The sequence below is a fragment of the Trichococcus shcherbakoviae genome (assembly GCF_963666195.1).
GTDB classification, from domain to species: Bacteria; Bacillota; Bacilli; order Lactobacillales; family Aerococcaceae; genus Trichococcus; species Trichococcus shcherbakoviae.
Window position 1 is genome coordinate 2888485 of sequence record NZ_OY762653.1, and the last position, 22305, is coordinate 2910789.

Annotated in this window: 21 protein-coding genes and 1 riboswitch; of the genes, 19 read left to right on the plus strand and 2 right to left on the minus strand. The window is 46.6% G+C overall.

Annotated features, from left to right (window positions below; all coding sequences use genetic code 11):
- The first annotated feature begins 2 nt into the window (after positions 1–2).
- Complete coding sequence (gene queA / locus ACKPBX_RS13655) at positions 3–1031, plus strand: tRNA preQ1(34) S-adenosylmethionine ribosyltransferase-isomerase QueA (RefSeq protein ID WP_319995636.1); 1029 nt, start codon at positions 3–5, stop codon at positions 1029–1031.
- A 220-nt stretch (positions 1032–1251) separates the two neighbouring features.
- Here queA and ACKPBX_RS13660 read toward each other — a convergent pair whose 3' ends face one another.
- On the minus strand, positions 1252–1431 hold the full coding sequence (locus tag ACKPBX_RS13660; protein WP_068560596.1) for a YjzD family protein: 180 nt from the start codon (positions 1429–1431) through the stop codon (positions 1252–1254).
- 143 nt (positions 1432–1574) lie between these two features.
- Between ACKPBX_RS13660 and dnaE the strand changes: the two genes are divergently transcribed.
- The 15 genes from dnaE to ACKPBX_RS13735 all read left to right on the plus strand — a co-directional run bounded on the left by dnaE (position 1575) and on the right by ACKPBX_RS13735 (position 18709).
- Complete coding sequence (gene dnaE, locus ACKPBX_RS13665) at positions 1575–4913, plus strand: DNA polymerase III subunit alpha (protein ID WP_119093025.1); 3339 nt, start codon at positions 1575–1577, stop codon at positions 4911–4913.
- 322 nt (positions 4914–5235) lie between these two features.
- Positions 5236–6198 carry a 6-phosphofructokinase gene (gene pfkA, locus ACKPBX_RS13670; RefSeq protein ID WP_119093024.1) on the plus strand — a complete coding sequence of 321 codons (963 nt, stop codon included), beginning with the start codon at positions 5236–5238 and terminating at the stop codon, positions 6196–6198.
- 50 nt (positions 6199–6248) lie between these two features.
- The gene (gene pyk, locus ACKPBX_RS13675; RefSeq protein ID WP_119093023.1) at positions 6249–8006 is read left to right on the plus strand and encodes a pyruvate kinase; all 1758 of its coding nucleotides are present in this window, start codon (positions 6249–6251) and stop codon (positions 8004–8006) included.
- A 230-nt stretch (positions 8007–8236) separates the two neighbouring features.
- Entirely contained in the window at positions 8237–9103 is an 867-nt protein-coding gene (locus ACKPBX_RS13680) for a CvfB family protein (protein WP_086628066.1), read from the plus strand.
- 34 nt (positions 9104–9137) lie between these two features.
- The gene (gene fur, locus ACKPBX_RS13685; protein ID WP_086628065.1) at positions 9138–9593 is read left to right on the plus strand and encodes a ferric iron uptake transcriptional regulator; all 456 of its coding nucleotides are present in this window, start codon (positions 9138–9140) and stop codon (positions 9591–9593) included.
- A gap of 29 nt (positions 9594–9622) precedes the next feature.
- A complete protein-coding gene (gene xerD, locus ACKPBX_RS13690) occupies positions 9623–10513 on the plus strand; it encodes a site-specific tyrosine recombinase XerD (protein ID WP_086628064.1) in 891 nt (296 codons plus the stop codon).
- Positions 10514–10558: 45 nt separating this feature from the next.
- Complete coding sequence (gene deoB / locus ACKPBX_RS13695) at positions 10559–11728, plus strand: phosphopentomutase (protein WP_086628063.1); 1170 nt, start codon at positions 10559–10561, stop codon at positions 11726–11728.
- Between the two features lie 14 nt (positions 11729–11742).
- Positions 11743–12561 carry a purine-nucleoside phosphorylase gene (locus tag ACKPBX_RS13700; protein ID WP_086628062.1) on the plus strand — a complete coding sequence of 273 codons (819 nt, stop codon included), beginning with the start codon at positions 11743–11745 and terminating at the stop codon, positions 12559–12561.
- A 116-nt stretch (positions 12562–12677) separates the two neighbouring features.
- Positions 12678–13070, plus strand: a complete 393-nt coding sequence (locus ACKPBX_RS13705; protein ID WP_233442738.1) for a GNAT family N-acetyltransferase — start codon at positions 12678–12680, stop codon at positions 13068–13070.
- A complete protein-coding gene (locus tag ACKPBX_RS13710; protein WP_086628061.1) occupies positions 13067–13840 on the plus strand; it encodes a segregation/condensation protein A in 774 nt (257 codons plus the stop codon). The genes ACKPBX_RS13705 and ACKPBX_RS13710 overlap by 4 nt, the downstream gene beginning before the upstream one ends.
- Positions 13833–14453, plus strand: a complete 621-nt coding sequence (gene scpB, locus ACKPBX_RS13715) for an SMC-Scp complex subunit ScpB (protein ID WP_119093021.1) — start codon at positions 13833–13835, stop codon at positions 14451–14453. Before ACKPBX_RS13710 ends, scpB begins: the two co-directional genes overlap by 8 nt.
- A gap of 34 nt (positions 14454–14487) precedes the next feature.
- Positions 14488–15228 carry a pseudouridine synthase gene (locus ACKPBX_RS13720; RefSeq protein WP_086628059.1) on the plus strand — a complete coding sequence of 247 codons (741 nt, stop codon included), beginning with the start codon at positions 14488–14490 and terminating at the stop codon, positions 15226–15228.
- A 28-nt stretch (positions 15229–15256) separates the two neighbouring features.
- Positions 15257–15979: a response regulator transcription factor gene (locus ACKPBX_RS13725; protein WP_086628058.1), complete on the plus strand. Its 723-nt coding sequence runs from the start codon at positions 15257–15259 to the stop codon at positions 15977–15979.
- Entirely contained in the window at positions 15976–17775 is a 1800-nt protein-coding gene (locus tag ACKPBX_RS13730; RefSeq protein ID WP_140185860.1) for a sensor histidine kinase, read from the plus strand. Before ACKPBX_RS13725 ends, ACKPBX_RS13730 begins: the two co-directional genes overlap by 4 nt.
- Before the next feature lie 109 nt (positions 17776–17884).
- Positions 17885–18012, plus strand: a riboswitch (FMN riboswitch).
- A gap of 124 nt (positions 18013–18136) precedes the next feature.
- The gene (locus ACKPBX_RS13735) at positions 18137–18709 is read left to right on the plus strand and encodes an ECF transporter S component (protein ID WP_086628056.1); all 573 of its coding nucleotides are present in this window, start codon (positions 18137–18139) and stop codon (positions 18707–18709) included.
- A 114-nt stretch (positions 18710–18823) separates the two neighbouring features.
- On the opposite strand, the gene ACKPBX_RS13740 is transcribed toward ACKPBX_RS13735, so the two are convergent.
- Positions 18824–19066: a ferredoxin gene (locus tag ACKPBX_RS13740; protein ID WP_086628055.1), complete on the minus strand. Its 243-nt coding sequence runs from the start codon at positions 19064–19066 to the stop codon at positions 18824–18826.
- A 37-nt stretch (positions 19067–19103) separates the two neighbouring features.
- Here ACKPBX_RS13740 and ACKPBX_RS13745 point away from each other — a divergent pair, with 37 nt between their 5' ends.
- From ACKPBX_RS13745 to ACKPBX_RS13755, 3 genes are all read left to right on the plus strand, one after another.
- Positions 19104–20174, plus strand: coding sequence for a helix-turn-helix domain-containing protein (locus tag ACKPBX_RS13745; protein WP_319995637.1), 1071 nt, complete (start codon positions 19104–19106; stop codon positions 20172–20174).
- Positions 20167–21606, plus strand: a complete 1440-nt coding sequence (locus ACKPBX_RS13750) for a RecQ family ATP-dependent DNA helicase (protein WP_319995638.1) — start codon at positions 20167–20169, stop codon at positions 21604–21606. The genes ACKPBX_RS13745 and ACKPBX_RS13750 overlap by 8 nt, the downstream gene beginning before the upstream one ends.
- Positions 21607–21671: 65 nt before the next feature.
- Positions 21672–22256: a LysM peptidoglycan-binding domain-containing protein gene (locus ACKPBX_RS13755; protein ID WP_319995639.1), complete on the plus strand. Its 585-nt coding sequence runs from the start codon at positions 21672–21674 to the stop codon at positions 22254–22256.
- Positions 22257–22305 lie beyond the last annotated feature (49 nt).

Here is a 22305-nt window from a genome sequence, read left to right on the forward strand (position 1 = left end):
CAATGAGGACAAGTGATTTTGATTTTTATTTGCCGGAAGAGCTGATTGCGCAGACACCGCTGCTGGATCGTTCATCATCCCGGCTTCTTTCCATGGACTCCAAGACTGGGGAAATCACGGACAAACATTTCACCGACATGGTGGAGGAGCTTCAAGAAGGCGACGCGCTGGTGCTGAACAATACACGTGTGCTGCCTGCGCGACTGCATGGCGTCAAACCGGATACCGGAGGGCATATCGAAGTCCTGCTTTTGAACAATCTCCAAGGGGATGAGTGGGAAACGCTCGTCAAACCAGGAAAACGGGTCAAAGTCGGGACAGTCATCTCTTTCGGGGATGGACGCTTGACTGCGGAAGTGACGCAATCGTTGGACCACGGTGGCCGCATTTTGAATTTCAAATATGACGGCGTATTTTTGGAAATACTGGAATCGCTGGGCGAAATGCCTTTGCCCCCATACATCAAGGAGACGCTGGATGATCAGGAACGTTATCAGACCGTTTACGCAAAAGAAGTCGGCTCCGCAGCTGCCCCGACAGCTGGGCTCCATTTCACGGCCGAACTGCTAGAGGAAGTAGCCAATAAAGGCGTCAAGATCGTCTATCTGACCTTGCATGTGGGCTTGGGGACTTTCCGTCCGGTATCGGTCGATGATATCGCCAGCCACGAAATGCATTCGGAATTCTACCAACTGACCGAAGAAGCAGCACAAGCGCTGAATGAGGTCAGATCCAATGGAGGCAAAATAGTGGCTGTGGGCACGACTTCCGTACGGACGCTGGAAACGATCGGCACGAAATTTGATGGGGAAATCAAAGCGGACAGCGGATGGACCAAAATTTTCATTTCGCCAGGCTATTCATTCAAGGTTGTCCAAGGCATCATCACCAATTTCCATCTGCCGAAATCGACCTTGGTCATGCTGGTCAGTGCTTTTGCCGGCAGAGATAGCGTCCTGTCAGCCTACGAGCACGCAGTCAAAGAAAAGTACCGATTCTTCAGCTTTGGAGATGCGATGTTCATCAAATAAATAGAAAAGCGGAACGGGTTCGTTCAGCCCTGAAAGAAATTTAGGAAATCGTGCCGACTGAGCATCGTAGAGCGCAATAGGTACGATTTATCTAATTTCCGAAGGGCTAACCCGTGAAGCTGGCCATCAATTTTATACTTTTCAATTCAAAAAAACCTTCAGGAAATTGATCCCTGAAGGTTTTTTCGTTTTTGATGCCGTCTTTAGAACGAATTATCGGTTATTTATGGGAGGCCGTCTTCGGCATCAACGCAGAAACAAGAACTACGATCAGCGCGGTAAAGATACCCGTCATGGTTGCGATCATAAAGTCATAGCTGCCGCCGGATAAGGCGCTGCCCAGATAAACAGATACTTGCCCTAAGATAAATCCCCAAAAAATGATTGCAATATATTTCATGTCGTTTACACCTCTTCTCGAAATTCATTTTATCACTTTTTTTGGAGATGACAAGCATTACTTGCCCAACGACTTTTTCGCTTCTTGGATTAGGACGGGTACGCTATAATGATAATATTGATTAGAAAAAGGAGGTCTCAGACATGTCTTTTGTGCATTTGCAGGTCATCAGCGCCTATTCTCTTTTGCAGACGACTACCCGAATAGAGGATTTGGTGCGCAGCGCCAAGGCAAAAGGCTATCAGGCCATCGCATTGACGGATCAAAATGTCCTTTATGGCCAAGTCGACTTCTTCAAACTTTGCAAAAAGTACGCTATCCAACCTATTCTGGGGATCCAACTGGATTTGCCCGGAGTCATCAGTAAAGATCGCACTTTTCCGTTGGTTTTGTTGGCAAAGGATTTTGAGGGCTACAAAAAGTTGATGGCTTTGTCGACGGTCAGGAATCAGGACGCTTCGGATAGGGAGTTGCTTTCCCTTTTGGAGGATGATTCAAGCCGCATCATCGCGATCACCCCAGGAGAAAAGGGCGAAATCGAAAGCTTTTTGAACGGAAATGACCAGGAGAACGCCAAAGCAGCCAGTTTGGCCTGGAAAAAAATCTTCACCCATGGCAATTTTTATTTGGGCGTTCAGCTCCACGAGAAAATGAAACCGATCATTCCGGGACTGAAGCGTTTATCGCAGGAGACAAATATTCCGACTACAGCTATGCATGACGTCAGATATCTGGAGCCGAGCGACAATTTCAGTTGCCGTGTCTTGAAGGCAATCGAAGCGAACGAAAAGGTTGATCTGCAGTCGGAAGCTTTGGATGGTACGTATTACTTGCCCTCCTGCGGAGAAATCGAGCGGAAATTCCAGGAAGCTGATTTGATTAAGTCAGCTGAAACGACCCAGAAAATTGCCGACGAAATCGAAATCGAGCTGCCGCTGCATCAGTCACTGTTGCCGCGCTACCCGCTGCCTGCCGGGACGACACCCCAAGCATACCTCAGGAGGCTCTGCGAAGAAGGGCTGCATCAGCGGATCGCTGCCCCGGATGCAGCATATGAAAAACGCTTGGCATACGAATTGGAAGTCATCCATGAAATGGGCTTCGATGATTACTTCCTTATCGTTTGGGATGTGATGGCGTATTCCCGAAAAGCGAAGATCATGCCAGGAGCCGGCCGGGGATCTGCGGCCGGTTCGCTCGTATCATACGTCCTGCGCATCACCCATGTCGATCCCATCGAATACAACCTGTTGTTTGAGCGGTTTTTGAACAAAGAACGCTACAACCTGCCGGATATCGATTTGGATTTCCCGGATAACCGAAGGGACGACATTCTGCATTATGTCAGGGACAAATATGGTTCGGACCACGTCGCCCAGATAGCCACATTTGGGACGCTTGCGGCTAAAATGTCCTTGCGTGATACTGCACGGGTATTCGGACTCACGGTGGCGGAGGCGCAAGCCTGGTCGAATGCGATCCCGAATCAATTGGGCATCAGTCTGGCGGAGGCAAGACAGAAATCGAAAGAACTGCAGAATCTGATCAGCACGAACGATGTGAATCGCCTCCTGTATGAGACTGCCGAAAAAATCGAAGGCGTTCCGCGGCATGTTTCCACTCATGCGGCAGGCGTCGTCATCAGCGACAATCCGTTAAGGGAGATTGTGCCTTTGCAGAAGAAAAACAGCGAGCTGTATCTGACGCAATACACGATGGGCAACATCGAAGAAATCGGCCTGCTCAAAATGGACTTCCTGGGGCTGAAAAATCTGACGATACTGAACGATGCTGTGCAGTTGGCCAGCGCTGCGCTCAAAGAGAGCATCAACATTTTGGAAATACCGATGGATGATGAGCGGACCCTCGATATATTCCGAAGAGCGGATACGAACGGGGTGTTCCAGTTTGAATCCCCCGGCATAAAAAATGTGTTGCGCAAGCTCGGACCGGAATCGATCGAAGATATTGCCGCAGTCAATGCGCTTTACCGACCGGGTCCGATGGAACAAATCGACCTCTTCATTTCGCGGAAAAAAGGGTTGGCCGCAATCGATTATCTCCATCCTGATCTGAAGTCGATCCTCGAGGTAACATACGGGGTAATGGTCTATCAGGAACAGGTCATGCAAGTGGCTTCCCGGATGGCTGGCTTCAGTTTGGGGGAGGCGGATATCCTCAGAAGAGCGATAGGCAAAAAACAAAAATCGGCCATTGATGAAGAAAGAAGGCACTTTATTGAAGGTTCGCTGCAGCAAGGCTATTCCGAGCAGACTGCCGAGCAAGTGTACGACTACATCGAGCGATTCGCCAATTACGGGTTCAACCGTTCGCATTCGGTCGCCTATTCTTTCATAGCCTATCAACTTGCCTACATGAAGGCGCATTTCCCGGAAGCATTTTTTGCCGCTTTGCTGAATTCCGTCAACCAACACTCGGATAAGATGAGGGAGTATTTCATCGAACTGAAAAGGCGCAACATCAGCATTTCCTATCCGGACATCAACACAAGCAACTGGAAATTTGCACTGCAGCAGGAGACAATCCAATTCGGCTTGGGCGGGATCAAAGGCCTCAGACGCGATTTTATCCAAGAAATCATCAAAGAACGCCAAGGTCATGGGCACTACAAGGATTTCGTTCAATTTTTGAGAAGGATCCATCCGAAGTGGCTGAAGAACGAAAACATCACGCCGCTCATCTACAGTGGGGCGTTCGACAATTTCGGACATTCGCGCGCGACGCTGTTGGAGTCGCTGCCGGGTATGCTGAACAGCATCGATTACAGCGGAAACAACATCGATCTCTTTTCGATACTGGAACCGAAATATGTCGAAAAGGAAGAACTGCCCCTGTTGGAATTGCTCGATTTGGAGGAAGCGGCACTGGGCCATTCTTTGAAGGGCCATCCGATCGACCAGTTCGGCAAATTGTACAACAAAGGTGCAGTTGTGTACGTCACCGAGTTGGCATACGACAAAAAAATGCGCACGATGGGATTGATCAAAGACATCCGCAGAATCCAGACAAAAAAAGGCGATCCAATGGCATTCGCAAACATGACAGACAGCACCGGCGAAATCAGCGTCACGATTTTCCCAGAGTACTATATACGGTTCATGAAACTGCTGAAGGCAAACCAGTTGCTCGTCATCGAAGGCAAGCTGGAGCGGTCGAAACAAGCCGACAAAACGAATTTTTTGGTCACGCACATCTGGGATGCCGAAGCCTACCAGGAAATGATGGGTCAAAAAAAGGAGAATGTCTTCATCCGTCTGACGGCAGAAAACAACACGCCTGAATTGTTCGGAAAAATGTATCGGATCCTGAACAAACAACCAGGGGATCATCCTGTCATCCTCTACAATGAAGCCACAAAACGAACGATGCGGTTGACGGCTGAAAACTGGGTCGACATTTCGGCCGATCTGCTTGATGCACTGCAGGCTATTTTTGGGAGCGGGAATGTTGCTGTCAAATGAAAGCAACAAGTTGATATCCATATACTGTTTTCATAAAAGCCAAAGCTGCCCAGACTAGTTCAGCCGTTTTGGTTGAGCCTGTCTGTATCGGATTAGTTGAATACGGGCGGTAGTAATAACAATTTGCCCAAATGTGGCTATATTCCGGACAAGAAGCCATTATTTTTCATTGTTTCTTTTTTAACAATCAAAAAAACGTGAAATTAAAAGACATTTTCATAAAAAGATGATAAGATAGTGAAGGACAAATTCAAAAAATATTTAATGCATGGATTTTTTTGGAAATTGAGAGTTTTTAACTTTATTGATGAGGTGAAGTCTAATGAAACGTATTGCAGTATTAACAAGTGGTGGAGATGCACCAGGAATGAATGCCGCCATTCGCGCCGTTGTGCGCAAAGGCATTTATGACGGTTTAGAAGTATATGGCATCAATTATGGCTATGCAGGTATGGTAGCAGGAGATTTCCGTCGTTTGACGATCGACGACGTCGGAGACACAATCAGCCGTGGGGGCACAATTTTATATTCTGCCCGCTATCCGGAGTTCGCAAAACTCGAAGGACAGCTTAAAGGGATCGAGCAGTTGAAGAAATTCGGCATCGATGGCCTGATCGTAATCGGGGGAGATGGATCCTACCGTGGAGGAGCAGCGCTTACTAAGTTAGGCTTCCCGACAATCGGTATTCCAGGAACAATCGATAACGATATTCCAGGAACGGATTACACGCTTGGTTTTGATACTGCGATCAATACAGTATTGGACTCTGTGGACAAAATCAGAGATACGGCAACAAGCCATATCCGTACATTCGTTGTTGAAGTAATGGGCAGAAATGCCGGCGACATCGCTTTATGGACTGGTATCGGCAGTGGCGCTGAATCCATCGTCATTCCCGAGAAAGAATTTACAATGGAAGAAGTAGTTGCTGAAATCCAGGAAGGCAGAGCGCGCGGCAAAAAACATACGATCATCATGTTGGCTGAAGGCGTAATGTCAGGAAATGAATTTGCGGAGAAACTTTCCAAATTCGAAGAATTCCACACACGCGTCACTGTTTTGGGCCACGTGCAACGAGGCGGATCCCCATCAGCGAAGGATCGCGTATTGGGAAGTATCTTCGGTTACAATGCCGTTAAAATGTTGGAAGAAGGCAAAGGCGGACTCTGTGTAGGCGTCAAGGGCGATGAAGTTGTTTTCAACGATATCATCGACACACTTGAGAACCAAAAACACTTGCCATTATTGTCGCTTTACCAAATCAACAAAGAAATTTCTTTCTAACCAAAAGTTGATCACGTTTTACAAAATATAAAATGAGGTGCTTATTTTCTATGAAAAAGACAAAAATTGTATGTACGATCGGGCCTGCCAGTGAATCTGTAGAAACACTCGTTAAATTGATGAACGCAGGCATGAACGTTGCCCGCTTGAACTTCTCGCACGGAGACTTTGAAGAACATGGCGCTCGTATCGTCAACATCCGCGAAGCATCAAAAATCACAGGTAAAATGTGCGCTATCCTTTTGGATACAAAAGGGCCTGAAATCCGTACAAACAACATGAAGGACGGCATCGTGTCGTTGATCACCGGCGAAACAGTAAGAATCTCCATGACAGAAGTTGAGGGTACGAAAGATAAATTCTCTATCACTTACCCAGAATTGATCAACGATGTTGTTGTCGGAAACCACATCTTATTGGATGATGGCTTGATTGACCTTGAAGTGATTGAGCTTGACAAAGAGAACAATGAAATTGTTACTTTGATCAAAAACTCAGGCATCCTGAAAAACAAAAAAGGTGTCAATCTACCTGGTATCAAAACAAACTTCCCTGGTCTTACACAAAAAGATGCTGACGATATCATCTTCGGTATCGAAAATGACGTTGATTTCATCGCAGCAAGCTTCGTGCGTCGCGCAAGTGATGTATTGGCTATCACTGAAATTTTGGAAAAACATAACGCAACCCACATCCAAATCATCCCTAAAATCGAAAACCAAGAAGGTCTTGATAACATCGATGAAATCTTGAAAGTTTCTCAAGGTTTGATGGTTGCCCGTGGTGACTTAGGAGTAGAAATCCCTACTGAAGAAGTTCCTATCGCACAAAAAATGTTGATCAAAAAATGTAACGCTTTAGGCAAACCAGTCATTACAGCAACACAAATGCTTGATTCTATGCAACGCAACCCACGTCCTACACGTGCTGAAGCAGGAGACGTTGCCAACGCTATCTTCGACGGAACAGATGCAGTTATGCTATCCGGAGAAACTGCTGCTGGTGATTACCCGGTTGAAGCTGTTACGACAATGGCTACAATTGCTATCCGTACGGAAGAAGCGATCGTTGGACAAGACGCATTTGCTTTGAAAGCATACAGCAACACGGATATGGCTGAAGCAATCGGTCAATCGGTTGGACATACTGCACGCAATCTTAACATTCAAACAATCGTTGCCGCTACTGAGTCTGGACATACAGCGCGCATGATTTCCAAATACCGTCCAAAAGCACATATCGTGGCGGTTACATTCTCGGAACGTCAAAGACGTGGATTGGCTCTTTCATGGGGTGTTTATCCATTCGTTACTGAAAAACCGGATTCAACTGATGAAATGATGGAATTGGCAACTAAAGTAGCTAAAGAGCAAAACTTTGCTAAAGAAGGCGACTTGATCATCATCACTGCCGGCGTTCCAGTAGGCGAACGCGGCACTACAAACTTGATGAAGATCCAATTGATCGGAACGAAATTGACTTCCGGCCAAGGTATCGGCGACAAATCTGTCATCGGTAAAGCTGTCGTGGCTCTTTCAGCTGAAGAAGCAATCGCTAAAGTGACAGAGGACTGCATCTTAGTGTTGAAGAACTCTGATAAAGACTACACACCTGCATTTGCAAAAGCTGCAGCGGTAATCGTTGAAGCTGGCGGCTTGACAAGTCATGCTGCTGTAGTCGGTATCGCAAGCGGCATTCCGGTAATCGTAGGAGCAGAAAATGTGACTACATTAGTGCAAGACAACGAATTGATCACGATCGATTCTCGTCGCGGCATCATCTACCGTGGTGCAACTACTACTATCTAAGCTTAACTAAATTAGAGAGCATCTTTGGGTCTGGGACGAGAGTCTCGGACCCATTTGCTTTGCTTAAGCATAATCTGCCCTCGGATTCCGCAAACCGATGGGATAAAATGCATATATATCATAAATATCACAAATATAACAAGCTCACAACAACGACGCTTTGGAAATCATTTTGTGATATGATAAAATGGAAGAAATACAGCGACGGAAAGACCGTCTGGAGGAGAAATATGAGTAAAGTACTGGGTACAATCATCACAGGTGTGATCGTGGACGAGAACGAAAAAAGTGTCTTCGTTCAGAAAGACGGCATCACCTACAGATTGGATAAAGAAGAGTCAGAAACGGCATTGCAATTAGGTGACACTGTCAAAGGATTTGTGTACGAAGGGATGAACAAGCAGCTTCGCATGACCCTAAAAGAGCCAGCGAGCCAAGTGGGCCAATATGGTTGGGGAACAGTTGTCGCTGTCCGGAAAGACTTGGGCGTGTTTGTTGACATCGGCCTGGACGACAAAGAAATTGTTGTTTCATTGGATAACTTGCCCGACATCAAATCGCTCTGGCCGAAAAAGGGAGACCGACTACTGATCGCTCTGGAGCAGGACAGCAAAGATCGTCTGTGGGGCATCATCGCCGACGAACCGGTATTCCGTTCCATTTCCCGTACTCCGGGTGAGGAATTGAAAAACAAAGACATTACCGGAACCGTCTTCCGTTTGAAATTAATAGGGACCTTCATCTTGACGGACGATGATTACATCGGGTTCATCCACCCATCCGAGCGGGAGATTGAACCGCGCTTGGGTGAAGTGGTCAGTGGGCGAGTCGTCGGCATCAGTCAACACGGTATGCTGAACCTTTCCTTGAAACCGCGCGCTCATGAAGCGATCAGTGAGGATGCAGCCATGATTTTGGTGCTGTTGGAGCAGAGCCCTACAAACAGCTTGCCTTATTGGGACAAGAGTGATCCGGAAGCAATCAAAGAATACTTCGGCATCAGCAAAGCGCAGTTCAAAAGAGCTTTGGGCCATTTGTTGAAGGCCAGACTGATCATCCAAGAAGATGGACACACAAAATTAATCAAAAAGGATTAGGTTCTTCAGCCTGTCCTCAAAGGAGCCGACAGCAGTGACGGAATTGTCATTAAACACCATCAAAAAACAATTGCAAGAGGCAGGATTCAAGCTCACTCCACAACGGGAAGCGACTGTCAGCGTGCTGCTGGAAAAGGAAAAGGAGCATCTGAGTGCGGAAGAGATTTTCCTGCTGTTGCGGCTTAAACACCCTGATATCGGACTTGCGACGGTCTACCGAACTTTGGAGATTTTGACTGAACTGAACATCACGTACAAAGTAGTGTTTGAGGATGGCTTATCCCGCTACGATTTAAGAAGGACAAGCAATGAACATTTCCATCATCACCTTTTGTGCATCGAATGCGGAAACATCGAGGAAATACACGAGGATCTGCTGGGTGAAGTCGAAAAAGATGTCGAATCCCGCTATCAATTCGTGGTAAAAGACCACCGTTTGACTTTCCATGGCATCTGCCGGGACTGCCAACAAAAACTGAGGAATAAATAGCCTCAAAGGATGAAATGGGTTAAAGGATTATGGAAGAAGAAATCAGTGCATATGGGCGTTATTTGAGGATAGAGCGCGGGTTGTCCGATAATACAATCATCAGTTATCAGCGGGACCTCAGAAAATACAGCCATTTTTTGGAAAAGAATGCGATTCAAGCATTCGGGGATGTGACCAAACCGGATGTGCTTTTGTATCTTCAATTTTTGAATGAAGAAAAATTGGCGACAGCCTCGATCGGCAGGATGATCACGAGTCTCCGGAGATTCCATCAATATTTGAAGCAAGAAGGATTGATCGCCAACGATCCTATGGTGACCATCCAGCTGCCGAAAAAGCAGCAAAAGTTGCCGAAAGTGCTCTCGATGGATGAAATTGAACGCTTGATGGCTGCTCCGGATGTCAAAACCGTTCTGGGATTGCGGGATCGCGCCATATTGGAACTATTGTATGCCACCGGTCTTCGCGTCAGCGAACTCATCCACATCACGATGAGCGAAATCCATTTGGATATCGGGTTTATCCAAACGATCGGGAAAGGCGATAAAGAAAGAATCGTGCCTTTGGGAGAGGAAGCCGCCTTCTGGATTGCGGAATACTTGTCGGACAGTCGTCCGGCTTTGGCGCACGGGAGGAAAGAGACTGCCTTCCTGTTCCTGAATTTCCATGGCAATGGCTTCACCCGCCAAGGGATCTGGAAAAACCTGAAGCAAACCGTGCGGGATGCCGGCATCAAAAAAAATGTATCGCCGCATATGCTGCGCCATTCCTTTGCGACGCATATTCTTGAAAACGGAGCGGATCTGCGGATTGTGCAGGAGCTGTTGGGGCATGCTGATATTTCCACAACCCAGATCTATACGCACATCACGACAGAAAGAATGGCAGAAATCTATCAAAAGTATCATCCTCGTGCTTGAAGCATAGCCTATCAAGTCCGCTGAGGATAAGGGAGGAACAGAATCATGAAATTTAATCGCATCCATTTGATTGTGATGGATTCAGTCGGAATCGGCGAAGCTGCTGATGCAGACAAGTTCGGCGATGTCGGCTCGGATACGCTTGGGCATATCGCTGAAGTTGCCGGGCTGAAAATTCCTAATTTGGAAAAGTTGGGTTTGGGCAACATCCGCGATCTGAACGGCGTCAAGCCGGACAGCGCATCCATCGGCTACTACACAAAACTCGAGGAGCAATCCGTCGGTAAAGATACGATGACAGGCCATTGGGAAATCATGGGGCTGAACATCCAGTCTCCATTCCGCGTTTTCCCTGAAGGGTTCCCGCAGGAATTGATCGAGAAAATCGAAAATCATACAGGCCGGAAAATTGTCGGGAACAAGCCGGCAAGCGGGACCGAAATACTGGATGAGTTCGGGGAACACCAAATGAAGACCGGTGATCTGATTGTCTACACCTCGGCGGATCCGGTGCTGCAGATTGCCGCACACGAAGACATCATTCCGCTTGAAGAGTTGTATGCAATCTGTGAATATGTCAGAGAAATCACTTTGAAGGACCCATATATGATTGGGCGGATCATCGCCAGACCGTACATCGGGACTCCAGGCCATTTTACCCGCACAAGCAATCGGCACGATTACGCCTTGGACCCGTTCGGGCAAACGACGTTGGATCATCTGAAGGAAGCCGGCTACGATGTCATCGCAATCGGCAAAATCAATGATATCTACAACGGCCAAGGCATTACGGAATATGTGCGCACGAAAAGCAACATGGACGGCGTCGACCAGCTGCTTACGGTCATGGAAAAAGATTTCCGGGGCTTAAGCTTCTTGAACTTGGTCGATTTCGATGCTCTGTTCGGACACCGCCGGGATGTGAAAGGCTATGCTGAAGCAATCGAAGACTTCGATGCGCGCATTCCGGAAATCTTGGCTGCTTTAGCGGATGATGATTTGCTCTTGATCACCGCAGATCACGGGAATGATCCAACGTTCCCGGGAACAGATCATACGCGCGAATATGTCCCATTATTGGCTTATTCGAAAAAAATGGCAGGCCGGGGCAAGATGGATCAAGGCAAGTTTGCGGATATCGGCGCGACCGTATCCGATAATTTTCGGGTGGCCGCCACTCAAAACGGCCGCAGCTTTTTGGATGAATTGGACTAGTGAGGTGTGGGAATATGACAAATGATCAAAACAATGTGCGGATAGCCGCCGAATTTTTGGAAGAAAAAGGTTTATTGGAACCTGAATTCGGGTTGATTTTGGGTTCAGGCTTGGGCGAATTGGCCGATGAGATAACGGACGCTATTGCAATCCCTTATGAGGAAATCCCTTATTTTCCTGTATCAACGGTTGAAGGTCACAAAGGCCAACTTGTATACGGCAACCTAAGCGGGAAGAAAGTCATCGCCATGCAAGGGCGTTTTCATTTCTATGAAGGCTACGGGCTTGAAGCGGTCACTTTTCCGATCAGGGTAATGAAGCATCTGGGCATCCATTCCTTGGCGCTCACAAATGCGGCTGGAGGCATCAGTTATGCCTTCACGCCTGGGGATCTGATGCTGATCACGGACCACATCAATCTGACTGGACAAAACCCCTTGATCGGCCCGAATGATCCCGAGCAGGGGCCTCGTTTCACGGATATGAGCCAAGCCTACGATGCCGAATATCAAGTGAAAATAAAACAAGTCGCTGCTGAGATGGGATTGGATCTGAAGGAAGGCGTTTATCTTGGGCTGACAGGTCCGACTTATGAAACGCCAGCAGAAATCCGTATGTGCCGGGTGCTGGGTGCTGACGCTGTCGGCATGTCCACAGTGCCGGAAGCCATAGTAGCGCGTCATGCAGGTTTGCGCATTTTCGGTGTTTCCTGTATAACTAATTTAGCTTCAGGCATGCAAGCGACCCTAAATCATGAAGAAGTCGTCGAAACGACAACCCGAGTCAAAGAAACATTCAAAGCCTTGCTGAAGAACGTCTTGGCTGCACTTTAGGACGGGTCATGAAAACAACTCTCTCGCACAACATTGCTGAGAAGAGTCGCAGCCGTTCAGAATGATGCATCGCAGAACGGCTGTAGGGGTAAATAAAAAGTGAGAAGGAGATCGAAGTGTTCATTTCTTATAATCAATCATGTGAAAAAATAGCTATGGGACTGCTTTCTTATGTGACAGATCTAAAAAATGTAGCAAGGCTGAAGCCGGAAATGGAAAGCTACATTGAAAATGTCGACAGAAAACTATTCTTGTGGAAAGATGAAGAGACAGATAATATCGTTGCTTTGATAGGTGTGCAAATACATGAAGCAATGGTGTTGGTTCGTCATATCGCTGTCTCGCCTTCTTTTCGGAAGGAAGGCATCGTGCATCGGTTGTTGGATGGCTTGCAGCAAAACTATCCAACAAGCGCGATCAACGGGACACTGGAAACCGCGCCGTTCATCGCCAAATGGAACCAGAAGCAGCAGAACCGAAACGATGAGGAAACGAGTGGATCATTGTGAGTGAACAAAATGAACTCACCCTCATATTGCCGGATTTTGAGGGACCATTGGATCTCCTCCTGCACTTGATCAAAGAGCTGAAAGTCGATATTTTCGATATTCCGATTGCAGAAGTGACTTTTCAATATCTGCGTTATTTGGACACGATGCAAGAGATGAAATTGGATATCGCCGGCGATTATCTGCTGATGGCTGCGACGCTGTTGGAGATAAAGAGCCGGATGCTGCTTCCGAAAAAAGAAGTGGCCTTCGAAGAGGAGTTTTATGAAGAGGGCGAGGATCCAAGGGAAAGCTTGATTCAACAATTGGTTGAATACAAGCAATTCCAGGAAGCCGCCAAAGCACTGAAAACCATGGAACAAGAACGCGGCTTATATTTCACAAAGCCGGCAACGGATCTGGAGGACCTCCAACAAGCAGTACCGCTCGCTCCAGGCGAGGTTTCTGCGGCGGATCTGATTGCCGCGCTCCAGAAAATGTATCAGAAACTGCAGAAGAAAAAGCCGCTTCAGGCCAGAATGGAACAGGACCAATATACGGTGGATCAGACGATGAGTTGGATCATGGAGAAGCTGGAGAACCTGCCGCATGATTCTGACCAGAGGCTTCCCTTTACGGCTTTCTTTGAAGTGCAGACCAAGTCGCAGATCGTGAATACATTTTTGGCGATGCTGGAATTGGTCAAAGAAAGAAAAATCAATTTTTCGCAAGAGAACATATACGGAGACATTTATATATTACGCAATATGGGAGTTTTAGCAAATGAATAAAAAAGGGGCACTGGAGAGTCTGCTGTTTGTGGCAGGGGATGATGGCTTGAGCATGGACGAGATCACCTCTCTGTTGGAGACCACTCCATTGGAAGCGCAAAATTTGTTGACCGAAATGCGGGCGAGCCATAACGACAACATCCACTCTGGTTTGACGCTTATCGAAACCCGCAAAAGATACCAACTCGCAACGAAACGGGAATATGCGGAACTCATCAAAATGTACGCTGTTTCGCCTTTCGCGACCCACTTGTCACAAGCTGCCCTGGAGACGCTGGCGATCATCGCTTACAAGCAACCCTTGACGCGGATGGAAATCGATCAGATCCGCGGTGTGCAGTCGGCAGGCTTGGTCCAAAGGCTGTTGCTGAGAGGGCTGATAAAGGAAATCGGGCGTTCCGAAACACCAGGAAGACCGATCATATACGGCACAACCGATTATTTCATGAATTATTTCGGATTGACCACAATTGATGATCTGCCGAATGTGGACGAATTATTCCAGATGCAGGATAATGAATCCTTCGATCTTTTTGATTTTCCTGCGGATGAAGATGCAGATAACCAACTTGCTTTTTTTAAGAAAGATTCCATCATATCGGAACAAGAATGACAGACAAAAACAAATAAGAATAATAGGTGAATAAATGGAAAGATTACAGAAAGTCATTGCACATGCAGGAATAGCTTCAAGGCGGAAAGCCGAAGAACTGATCACTTCCGGTGCAGTCAGCGTAAACGGAAACAAGGTAACTGAATTAGGGGTCAAAGTATCAAAAAGCGACAGAGTGGAAGTGAATGGCTTACCCATCTATCGTGAACAGCCGGTTTACTACTTGTTCTACAAACCAAAGAATACACTCTCATCCGTTAAAGATGATAAAGATCGGACTGTCGTCACTGATTTCTTCAATGTGAAAGAGCGGATCTATCCGATCGGCAGATTGGACTATGATACGACCGGCTTGCTTCTTTTGACCAATGATGGTGAGTTTGCAAACTTATTGACCCATCCGAAATATCACATCGACAAAACCTATGTCGCCAAGGTAGGGTGCATCCCTACGCGCTCCGACCTGAATAAATTGGAGAACGGAATCGTAATCGACGGCAAAAAAACATCGAAAGCGCGGGCTAAGTTGATTTCTGCCAATTCCCAAAAAAATACAGCAATCGTTGAATTGACCATCCATGAAGGCTGGAACCATCAAGTCAAAATAATGTTCGAAAAAATTGGTTGCCCTGTCGAAAAACTGAAAAGGGAATCTTTTGGATTCCTTACGCTCGGCGATCTGAAACCGGGGCAACACCGAGAGCTGAAGGCGTTTGAAATCGAGAAGCTGAAGAACCTGGCTCTTGCAAACGAAAAGGCATCAAAAAGGCAGTAATTTTATCGAATCGGAAAGGATGATCAGGATGACAAATTCCAGCGGGAAAATATTGATTGTGGATGACGAGGAACGTATCCGGAGATTGCTGAAACTCTATCTGGAAAAGGATGGCTATGAAACAGCCGAGGCAGAGGATGGAACCACAGCGGTAGAAATGATTTTGAACAATCATTACGATTTGGTATTGTTGGATATCATGCTTCCTGGAATGACCGGCATTGAAGTGGCCAAAATTATCCGCAAGGAAAAAGAAATACCGATCATGATGATCACTGCCCGCGGTGAAGAGAACAATCGCGTGGAGGGATTCCTATCAGGGGCGGACGACTACATCGTAAAGCCATTCAGTCCAAGGGAAGTCATGTTGCGGGTCGCTGCCATTTTGAAGCGGACGAAGCCTTCAGAATCGGAATCGAGCACAATCGAATATCCCCTGCTGAAGATTTTTCCGGATGCCAGAAAAGTACTGGTTGACGAGGTTGCCATCAATTTGACGCCCAAAGAATTTGAATTGCTTCTTTATCTTTCAAAGTCCCCCGAGAAAATTTTTACCAGAGAGGTCCTTTTGAAGGAAGTCTGGAAATATGAGTTCTTCGGTGATCTCCGTACGGTCGACACGCATGTCAAGCGCTTGCGTGAAAAACTGTTGAAGCAATCGAAAGCTGTTTCAAAAATGATAGTGACCGTTTGGGGGATGGGTTATAAATTTTCTCCGAATGATGACCGAGCAGCAGACGATAAACAATGAAAAGGACGAGCATATTCCTCAAATCATGGGTACTAGTGACTTTTTTGACTGTAACCATCATGACTTTGATGTATATCGGCCACGCAATCATCAGTGTGAACTCCATCGAAGATACCTATACTAAACTGCTGCAGGAGAAAATAACAGCGTACAAAGATACGGTTATGACCAATCCTGAGGTTTATCTCACCCAAGCTGAGACTGCGCAATCGTTGGATCCGGAATTGTCCTATTTCATCAAAATAGGGGATCAGAGCCGTTTTGTCGTACAAAACCCGGATCTGCAAGGGCAGTCCGAGCCGCTTCTTGAGAACATCCTGGCGAATGATGAAATTCTGGATGCGATCGACAGTAACGTGGATGATTTCAGCAGGATCACCATAGAGGACGAGGAAAATAATCCCTTGCTTTTGATGGTTTTTGTGCATACTTTTGAATTGCAAGGGCAAGCCGGAATGCTCGTCATCAATTATGAACTGGATGAATTCCAGGCTTATGAACTGAACGCAAAAAGCATCACATTGTTGCTGCTGACTGTCTATCTCATGGGGACAATCGTTTACTACCAGTACCTTATCAGGAATGTTGCCGAACCATTGGAAGTCATGACGGACATCGCCTTCAAATACTCGCGGAATGATTTTTCCAAGCGGATCACGTTCGAATCCTATGATGAGATATCCGGATTGGGCACCGCCATGAACAAGCTAGGAAAGACTCTCCAAGCCACGACGCTGATGAACCGGGAGGAGCGGGAACTGTTGAATCATCTATTTGATTCTTTGCCGGCCGGCATCCTTTATTTTGACCAAAATTTCCATCTGAAATTAGTGAACGGGCCTGGACAAGAGTTTTTGGATTTTTGGCGAAGGGTGGATCCGGATGCAGAAGCTAAAGCGATACCGCATCAGTTCAAGGAAATGGTCCAGCACGCTTTCACCACAACAGCCGGATCGGAAGCGGATCTCAGTTGGTCCCAGCGGCATTATAACGTAAAAGTGACTCCGGTCATCCAAACCGATCTGCAAAAAACAGCTGGCGTCCTGATTGTGTTGCAGGATGTGACGAACGAAAGGCAGTTGGATATTATCCGCGGTGATTTCATCACGAATGTATCCCATGACTTGCGGACGCCGTTGCAGATGATCAAAGGTTACAGCGAAGCCATTATCGACAACATCGCCGAAAGCAATGCCGAGAAAATTGAAATGGCCCAAATCATTTTGGACGAAACGACCGAAATGAACAAAATGGTCAACAACCTTTTGGATCTGTCGCGCATGCAAGCGGGGTATATTGAACTGAACCGGCAAACTGTCGATCTCGCAACTTTCTTCAACCACTTGGCGGGCAGGTTCGAAAACAGTTTCAAAGAAGCTGCCATCCAATTCTCTTATGAATTGGATGATGGCATCAAAACCTATCCATTTGATGAAGAGAAAATGAATCAGGTATTTTACAATCTGATCGACAATGCGGTACGCTATTCAGCCGAAATCGGCACGCGCAGGCAAAAATTCATCCATATCACTGTCCGTTTGGAGGACATGTTGGATAAAGTTGTCTTTGAAATCAGCGATAACGGCATCGGTATCCAAGCGGAAAGTTTGCCTTTCATTTTCGAGCGTTTTTACAAAAATGACAAATCGCGGACCTACTCGAAACAAAAAGGAACCGGCATCGGGCTTTCGATCGTAAAGACAATCGTGGAAGCTCATGACGGGGAAATAGAAGTCCATAGCGAACCGGGTGTTGGGACGACTTTCTTGGCCCGTTTTCCATTTCACGCAAGTTGAGGAAAGCGATCGAGAGATAGTCTGAAAATATTTATCTCGAAACTGTGATATTATTCTTGACAATCGTTTGTGTATCGCTTATAGTTTGTGTATAACAAAATATAATAAGATTCGTCTTCAGGGCAGGGTGAAATTCCCGACCGGTGGTAAAAGTCCACGACCTCGCAATGGTTCATTGCGGGCTGAACTGGTGTAATTCCAGTACCGACAGTACAGTCTGGATGGAAGAAGATGGGGTTTCTTTGGATTGCAATTTCAAAGGCTCTATTTTTATGTGTCCATTAGCGGATGATAAGAATAGAGTCTTTTTGGATTTGGAGAAACCCATCTCTGAGACAGTCAACAGGGAGGATTCATTAACATGCAACAAAACAAAACAAAAAGATTGGTCGGTATTTCACTATTTGGGGCATTGGCATTTGTGCTGATGTTCATCGCATTCCCGGTAATTCCAGCATTTTCGTATCTGAAGATCGACTTCAGCGATTTACCGATCCTGCTTTCATTTTTCCTTTACGGTCCAGCCGGCGGAATCATCTCCGCTGTCATCCGATCCGTTTTGCACTACCTTCAAACAGGCGGGGATATGGGATATCCAATCGGAGACTTCGCAAGTCTGTTGGCGACGCTCTCTTACACGTTACCTGTCTACTACCTATTGAACAAAGCTAAAACAAAAACAGCCGTCATTTTGGCGCTGTTGACGGGTACTTTGGTTCTGACGGTTGTCTTATCGGTAGCCAACTGGTTCATCATCACCCCGTTATACATGTATCTGTTGAATTTTGAAATGGGTTCTGTCAAAGAGCTGGTATTGGCTGGCATAGTGCCTTTCAATATCATCAAAGGACTTGTCGTCAGTGCAGTCATCCTATTGGTGATGCCAAAGTTGAAACCATGGCTGGCGCATAACAAAGTTCCGTTTGCTCAGTAATAATTTGCGATTAATGATCTGAATATTTCAAATTCAAGAGGCTGCACCCGAATCAGTGATGATTCCGGGTGCAGCCTCTTTTGGATTGAACTGAAGCAAGGAGCGTTCAGAAGTTCAGGATTTCCGTTCCGTTGGAGGGAACGGTGATTCTGAGCGCAAGATGGCACCTGTTGGGCATTTGCGGTAGGCATCCAAAAACGCTTCAAATCGTTCGGGGGGTATCGGTGCGTTTCCCTCATTCGAATCCATTTTGGTGAAAGCTATCCCTTCGGAAGTGTAGTCGAAGAGATCCGGTGAAATTATTTGGCAAAGTCCACAAGCGATGCAGTTATCCTGATTTACTTTGGTATAATACATACAGTAACCTTCTTTACAAAAATTTGGTGGTGATGATATGAAAGATTTGACATACATAGAGTATCTTTTTTTGGATTGCATTTCAACCGAGCGCCCCATCAAGGAAGCGACTCTTTTCTATAACCTGATCGGCAAACGGACAGTGTCCACCATGCTCCAGTGCCGCCAATATGATCTGGAAGCCTATTTCACCGTCATGCCGGGCATGAAACCGCCAGTGTTGAAAAAAGGCCTCAAGCGTTTACTTTCGGATGGTTTGATCAGCGGCAATGATGGCGAGGGCTTTCTTCTCACCGAAGCAGGAAGCGCGAAAAAAGCTGATTTTTTAAGCGGTCACGCACACTTTTCTCTCGGGAACCAGATGGAATTTGCGCTCATTCAAGGCGTTTTACGTCGCCGGACGCTGTTTCTGATCCAAATCCTTTCCGAAATGCTGCACAAAAATAAACAGTATCATCCGATTGAGAGGGAAGCGAAGGAACAACTTTGGATGAAGCGCTTGTTGACGCAGCATTCCGGAGATAACGCCACTTTTGCGCGCGCTTATGGAGAGGAATGGGGTATCTACTTGTCACGGCTGCCTGAGAGGGATGCTGGGCTCTTTGCGCTTCAGTTTGAAGGCGCTGGCCATTTGAGGAAAACAACCGGTCAAATGGCCGGACTGTTCTCGTTGGAGGAAGCCGAAGTGAAAATACTGCTGCACCAAAATTGGCTGAGATTGTATGCTGCATTGGAAAAAGAACCGGAAAAATTCCCCGTCCTTTCTTCGGTCAGGCAGATGACGATAAAGGAAAACGGCTTGGCTTCGGCCAGTGCTGAAACGACTATGCGTTATTTCATGAACGGACATGGCATGGAGGAAATCATTTCGATGCGGGGATTGAAACAGAGCACGATCCAAGATCATTTCGCCGAAATCGCCCTGATCTATCCGGGATTTCCGACGCAAGAATTTTTGGATAAGGAAAAAATGCAGTATCTGCAACAACTCGTGGAACACAAAGTTCGTGTCGATTACCGGGAAATCCAAAAAGTATTTCCCGGAATCAACTTTTTCGAGTCCCGCTTGATACAAATAAGAAGTGAGGTTGCTGCTAAACATGGATGAAGCACAATTGAAATCGGAACTTCAGAAATATTTCGGCTACACGGCATTCAAGGAAGGGCAATTGGAGCCCGTCCAATCCGTTTTGGCAGGCAAGCACACATTGGCGACTCTGCCGACGGGAACAGGGAAATCCTTGATATACCAGTTGAGTGGCTACCTTTTGGAGGGGATTGTCGTTATCGTTTCGCCGCTGTTGTCTTTGATGGAAGATCAAGTCGCCCAACTGAAATTCATGGGTGAAAAAAGGACGGCGTCATTGAACAGCATGCTGCAGTTCGAAGAAAGGCAAAGATTATTGAGCAACCTGGATCAGATCAAGTTTTTGTTCCTTTCCCCCGAGATGCTGCAGAACCAAGTTGTATTGAACAAACTCAAGCAGATCCCGCTCGCTTTGTTTGTGGTCGATGAGGCGCATTGCATTTCCCAGTGGGGTTTGGATTTCCGTTCCGATTATTTATTTTTGGGCGCAGCAAGGCGAGCATTGGGCAATCCTCTGACATTGGCGCTCACCGCGACAGCGACGCCGGCCGTGATGGACGATATCATCGGGTCCCTGCATATCGACGGGAATGACTTGAACGTATTCGAGGGACCGGTCGACCGTGCTAATATATACTACAAAGTCGCTGCAGTGCCTCCAGAAGGGAAAAATGAGTACCTCCTGGACCTTTTGGGGAAATATCCATCTCCGGGCATCATTTACTTCTCCAGTAAGGCACAAGCTGACGCTGTAGCATTCATGATCCGCAAAAAAACAAATTTGCGCGCGGAAGCCTATCATGCCGACCGGACAAATGAAGATCGGATCACCATCCAGCATCAATTCCTTCAGGATGAATTGGACGTCATCTGCGCCACCAGCGCATTCGGAATGGGAATCAATAAGCCGAACATCCGCTACGTGATCCATTACCATATGCCTAATTCGCTTGAGGAATATGTGCAGGAAATCGGGAGAGCCGGGCGGGACGGGCAACAAAGCACGGCGGTACTGTTGTATTCGGAAACGGACTTCAATTTTAAAGTGAAGATGCTGCAAAGCGATTTTCCGAACGATTATGCGATTGAAAGTGTCCTCAAAAATAAAGCGATCAATCCGGAATATGGGAGTCCGACCGAGCACACCTTGTTGTTGCATATCCTGCGTCAAAATTTCACTAAAGCGGAAGCGAAGCATTTTATCGCGGGCCGCCACGATCTGAAGAAAAACTTGCTGAAGAGCATGAAGGGATTTGCCGAAACCGACACATGCAAACGTGACTATATCTCCGCTTATTTCGGGAAAAACAGTCTCGGCAAACCGGAACACTGCTGTGATAGCTGCGGGGACGATGATCCAACGCCAGCTGGGGACTTCAGGTCGAGAAATACGGTTCCAACAACAGAAGCGCCGCATTGGCGAAAAATCCTTTCCGACCTTTTTCTTTTATAAAATTTAACCCAAAAATTGCGAAAATGTGCTACAATTAGCATGAATCACTTATAGGAGGAACCCGAATGGATAAAAAGAATCGCAATCGCAATAATGGAGAGCCATGGTCACGTAAATTCGGCGAAGATGAAAATCTGAAGAGCCGGCAGTATTCACGTTCGGCCAGAAATACAAAAAATAAAGAAGTAGCACCTCTATTAAAAGTATTGCTGTTTCTCTTTTTGGCTATTCTGATTATTCCTTTTGCAACCATCTATTTTAACAAACAGAATCAAAATACTCCAGCACCCAAGAGTGCTGAACAAGTGATGATCAACAAGCGAGTGGCCAGCTCCAGCGTTGAAAGCAGTGAAGAAGCGTCTTCAGAAGAAGTTTCGAGCGAAGTTGTGGAGAGCACAGTGGAGCCTGAATCTTCGGTTGCGGAAACACCAAGTTCGAGCGCCGCGCCTGCAGTGGTCGAAACACCGGTTGAAACAGTTAAAGAACCGGAAACGACTACCGGGGTATACAACAATTCATACACCATCCAAGCAGGCGACAACCTTTACCGGATCGCTCTGAACCATGGGATGACATTGGATGAATTGATGCAGGCCAACGGGTTGAGCAGCACAGAAGCACAAATCGGTATGGCATTGAAAGTTAAATAACGAAAGCCGTCTGACAAGGCGGCTTTTTCGATGAAATCGTACAGAACAA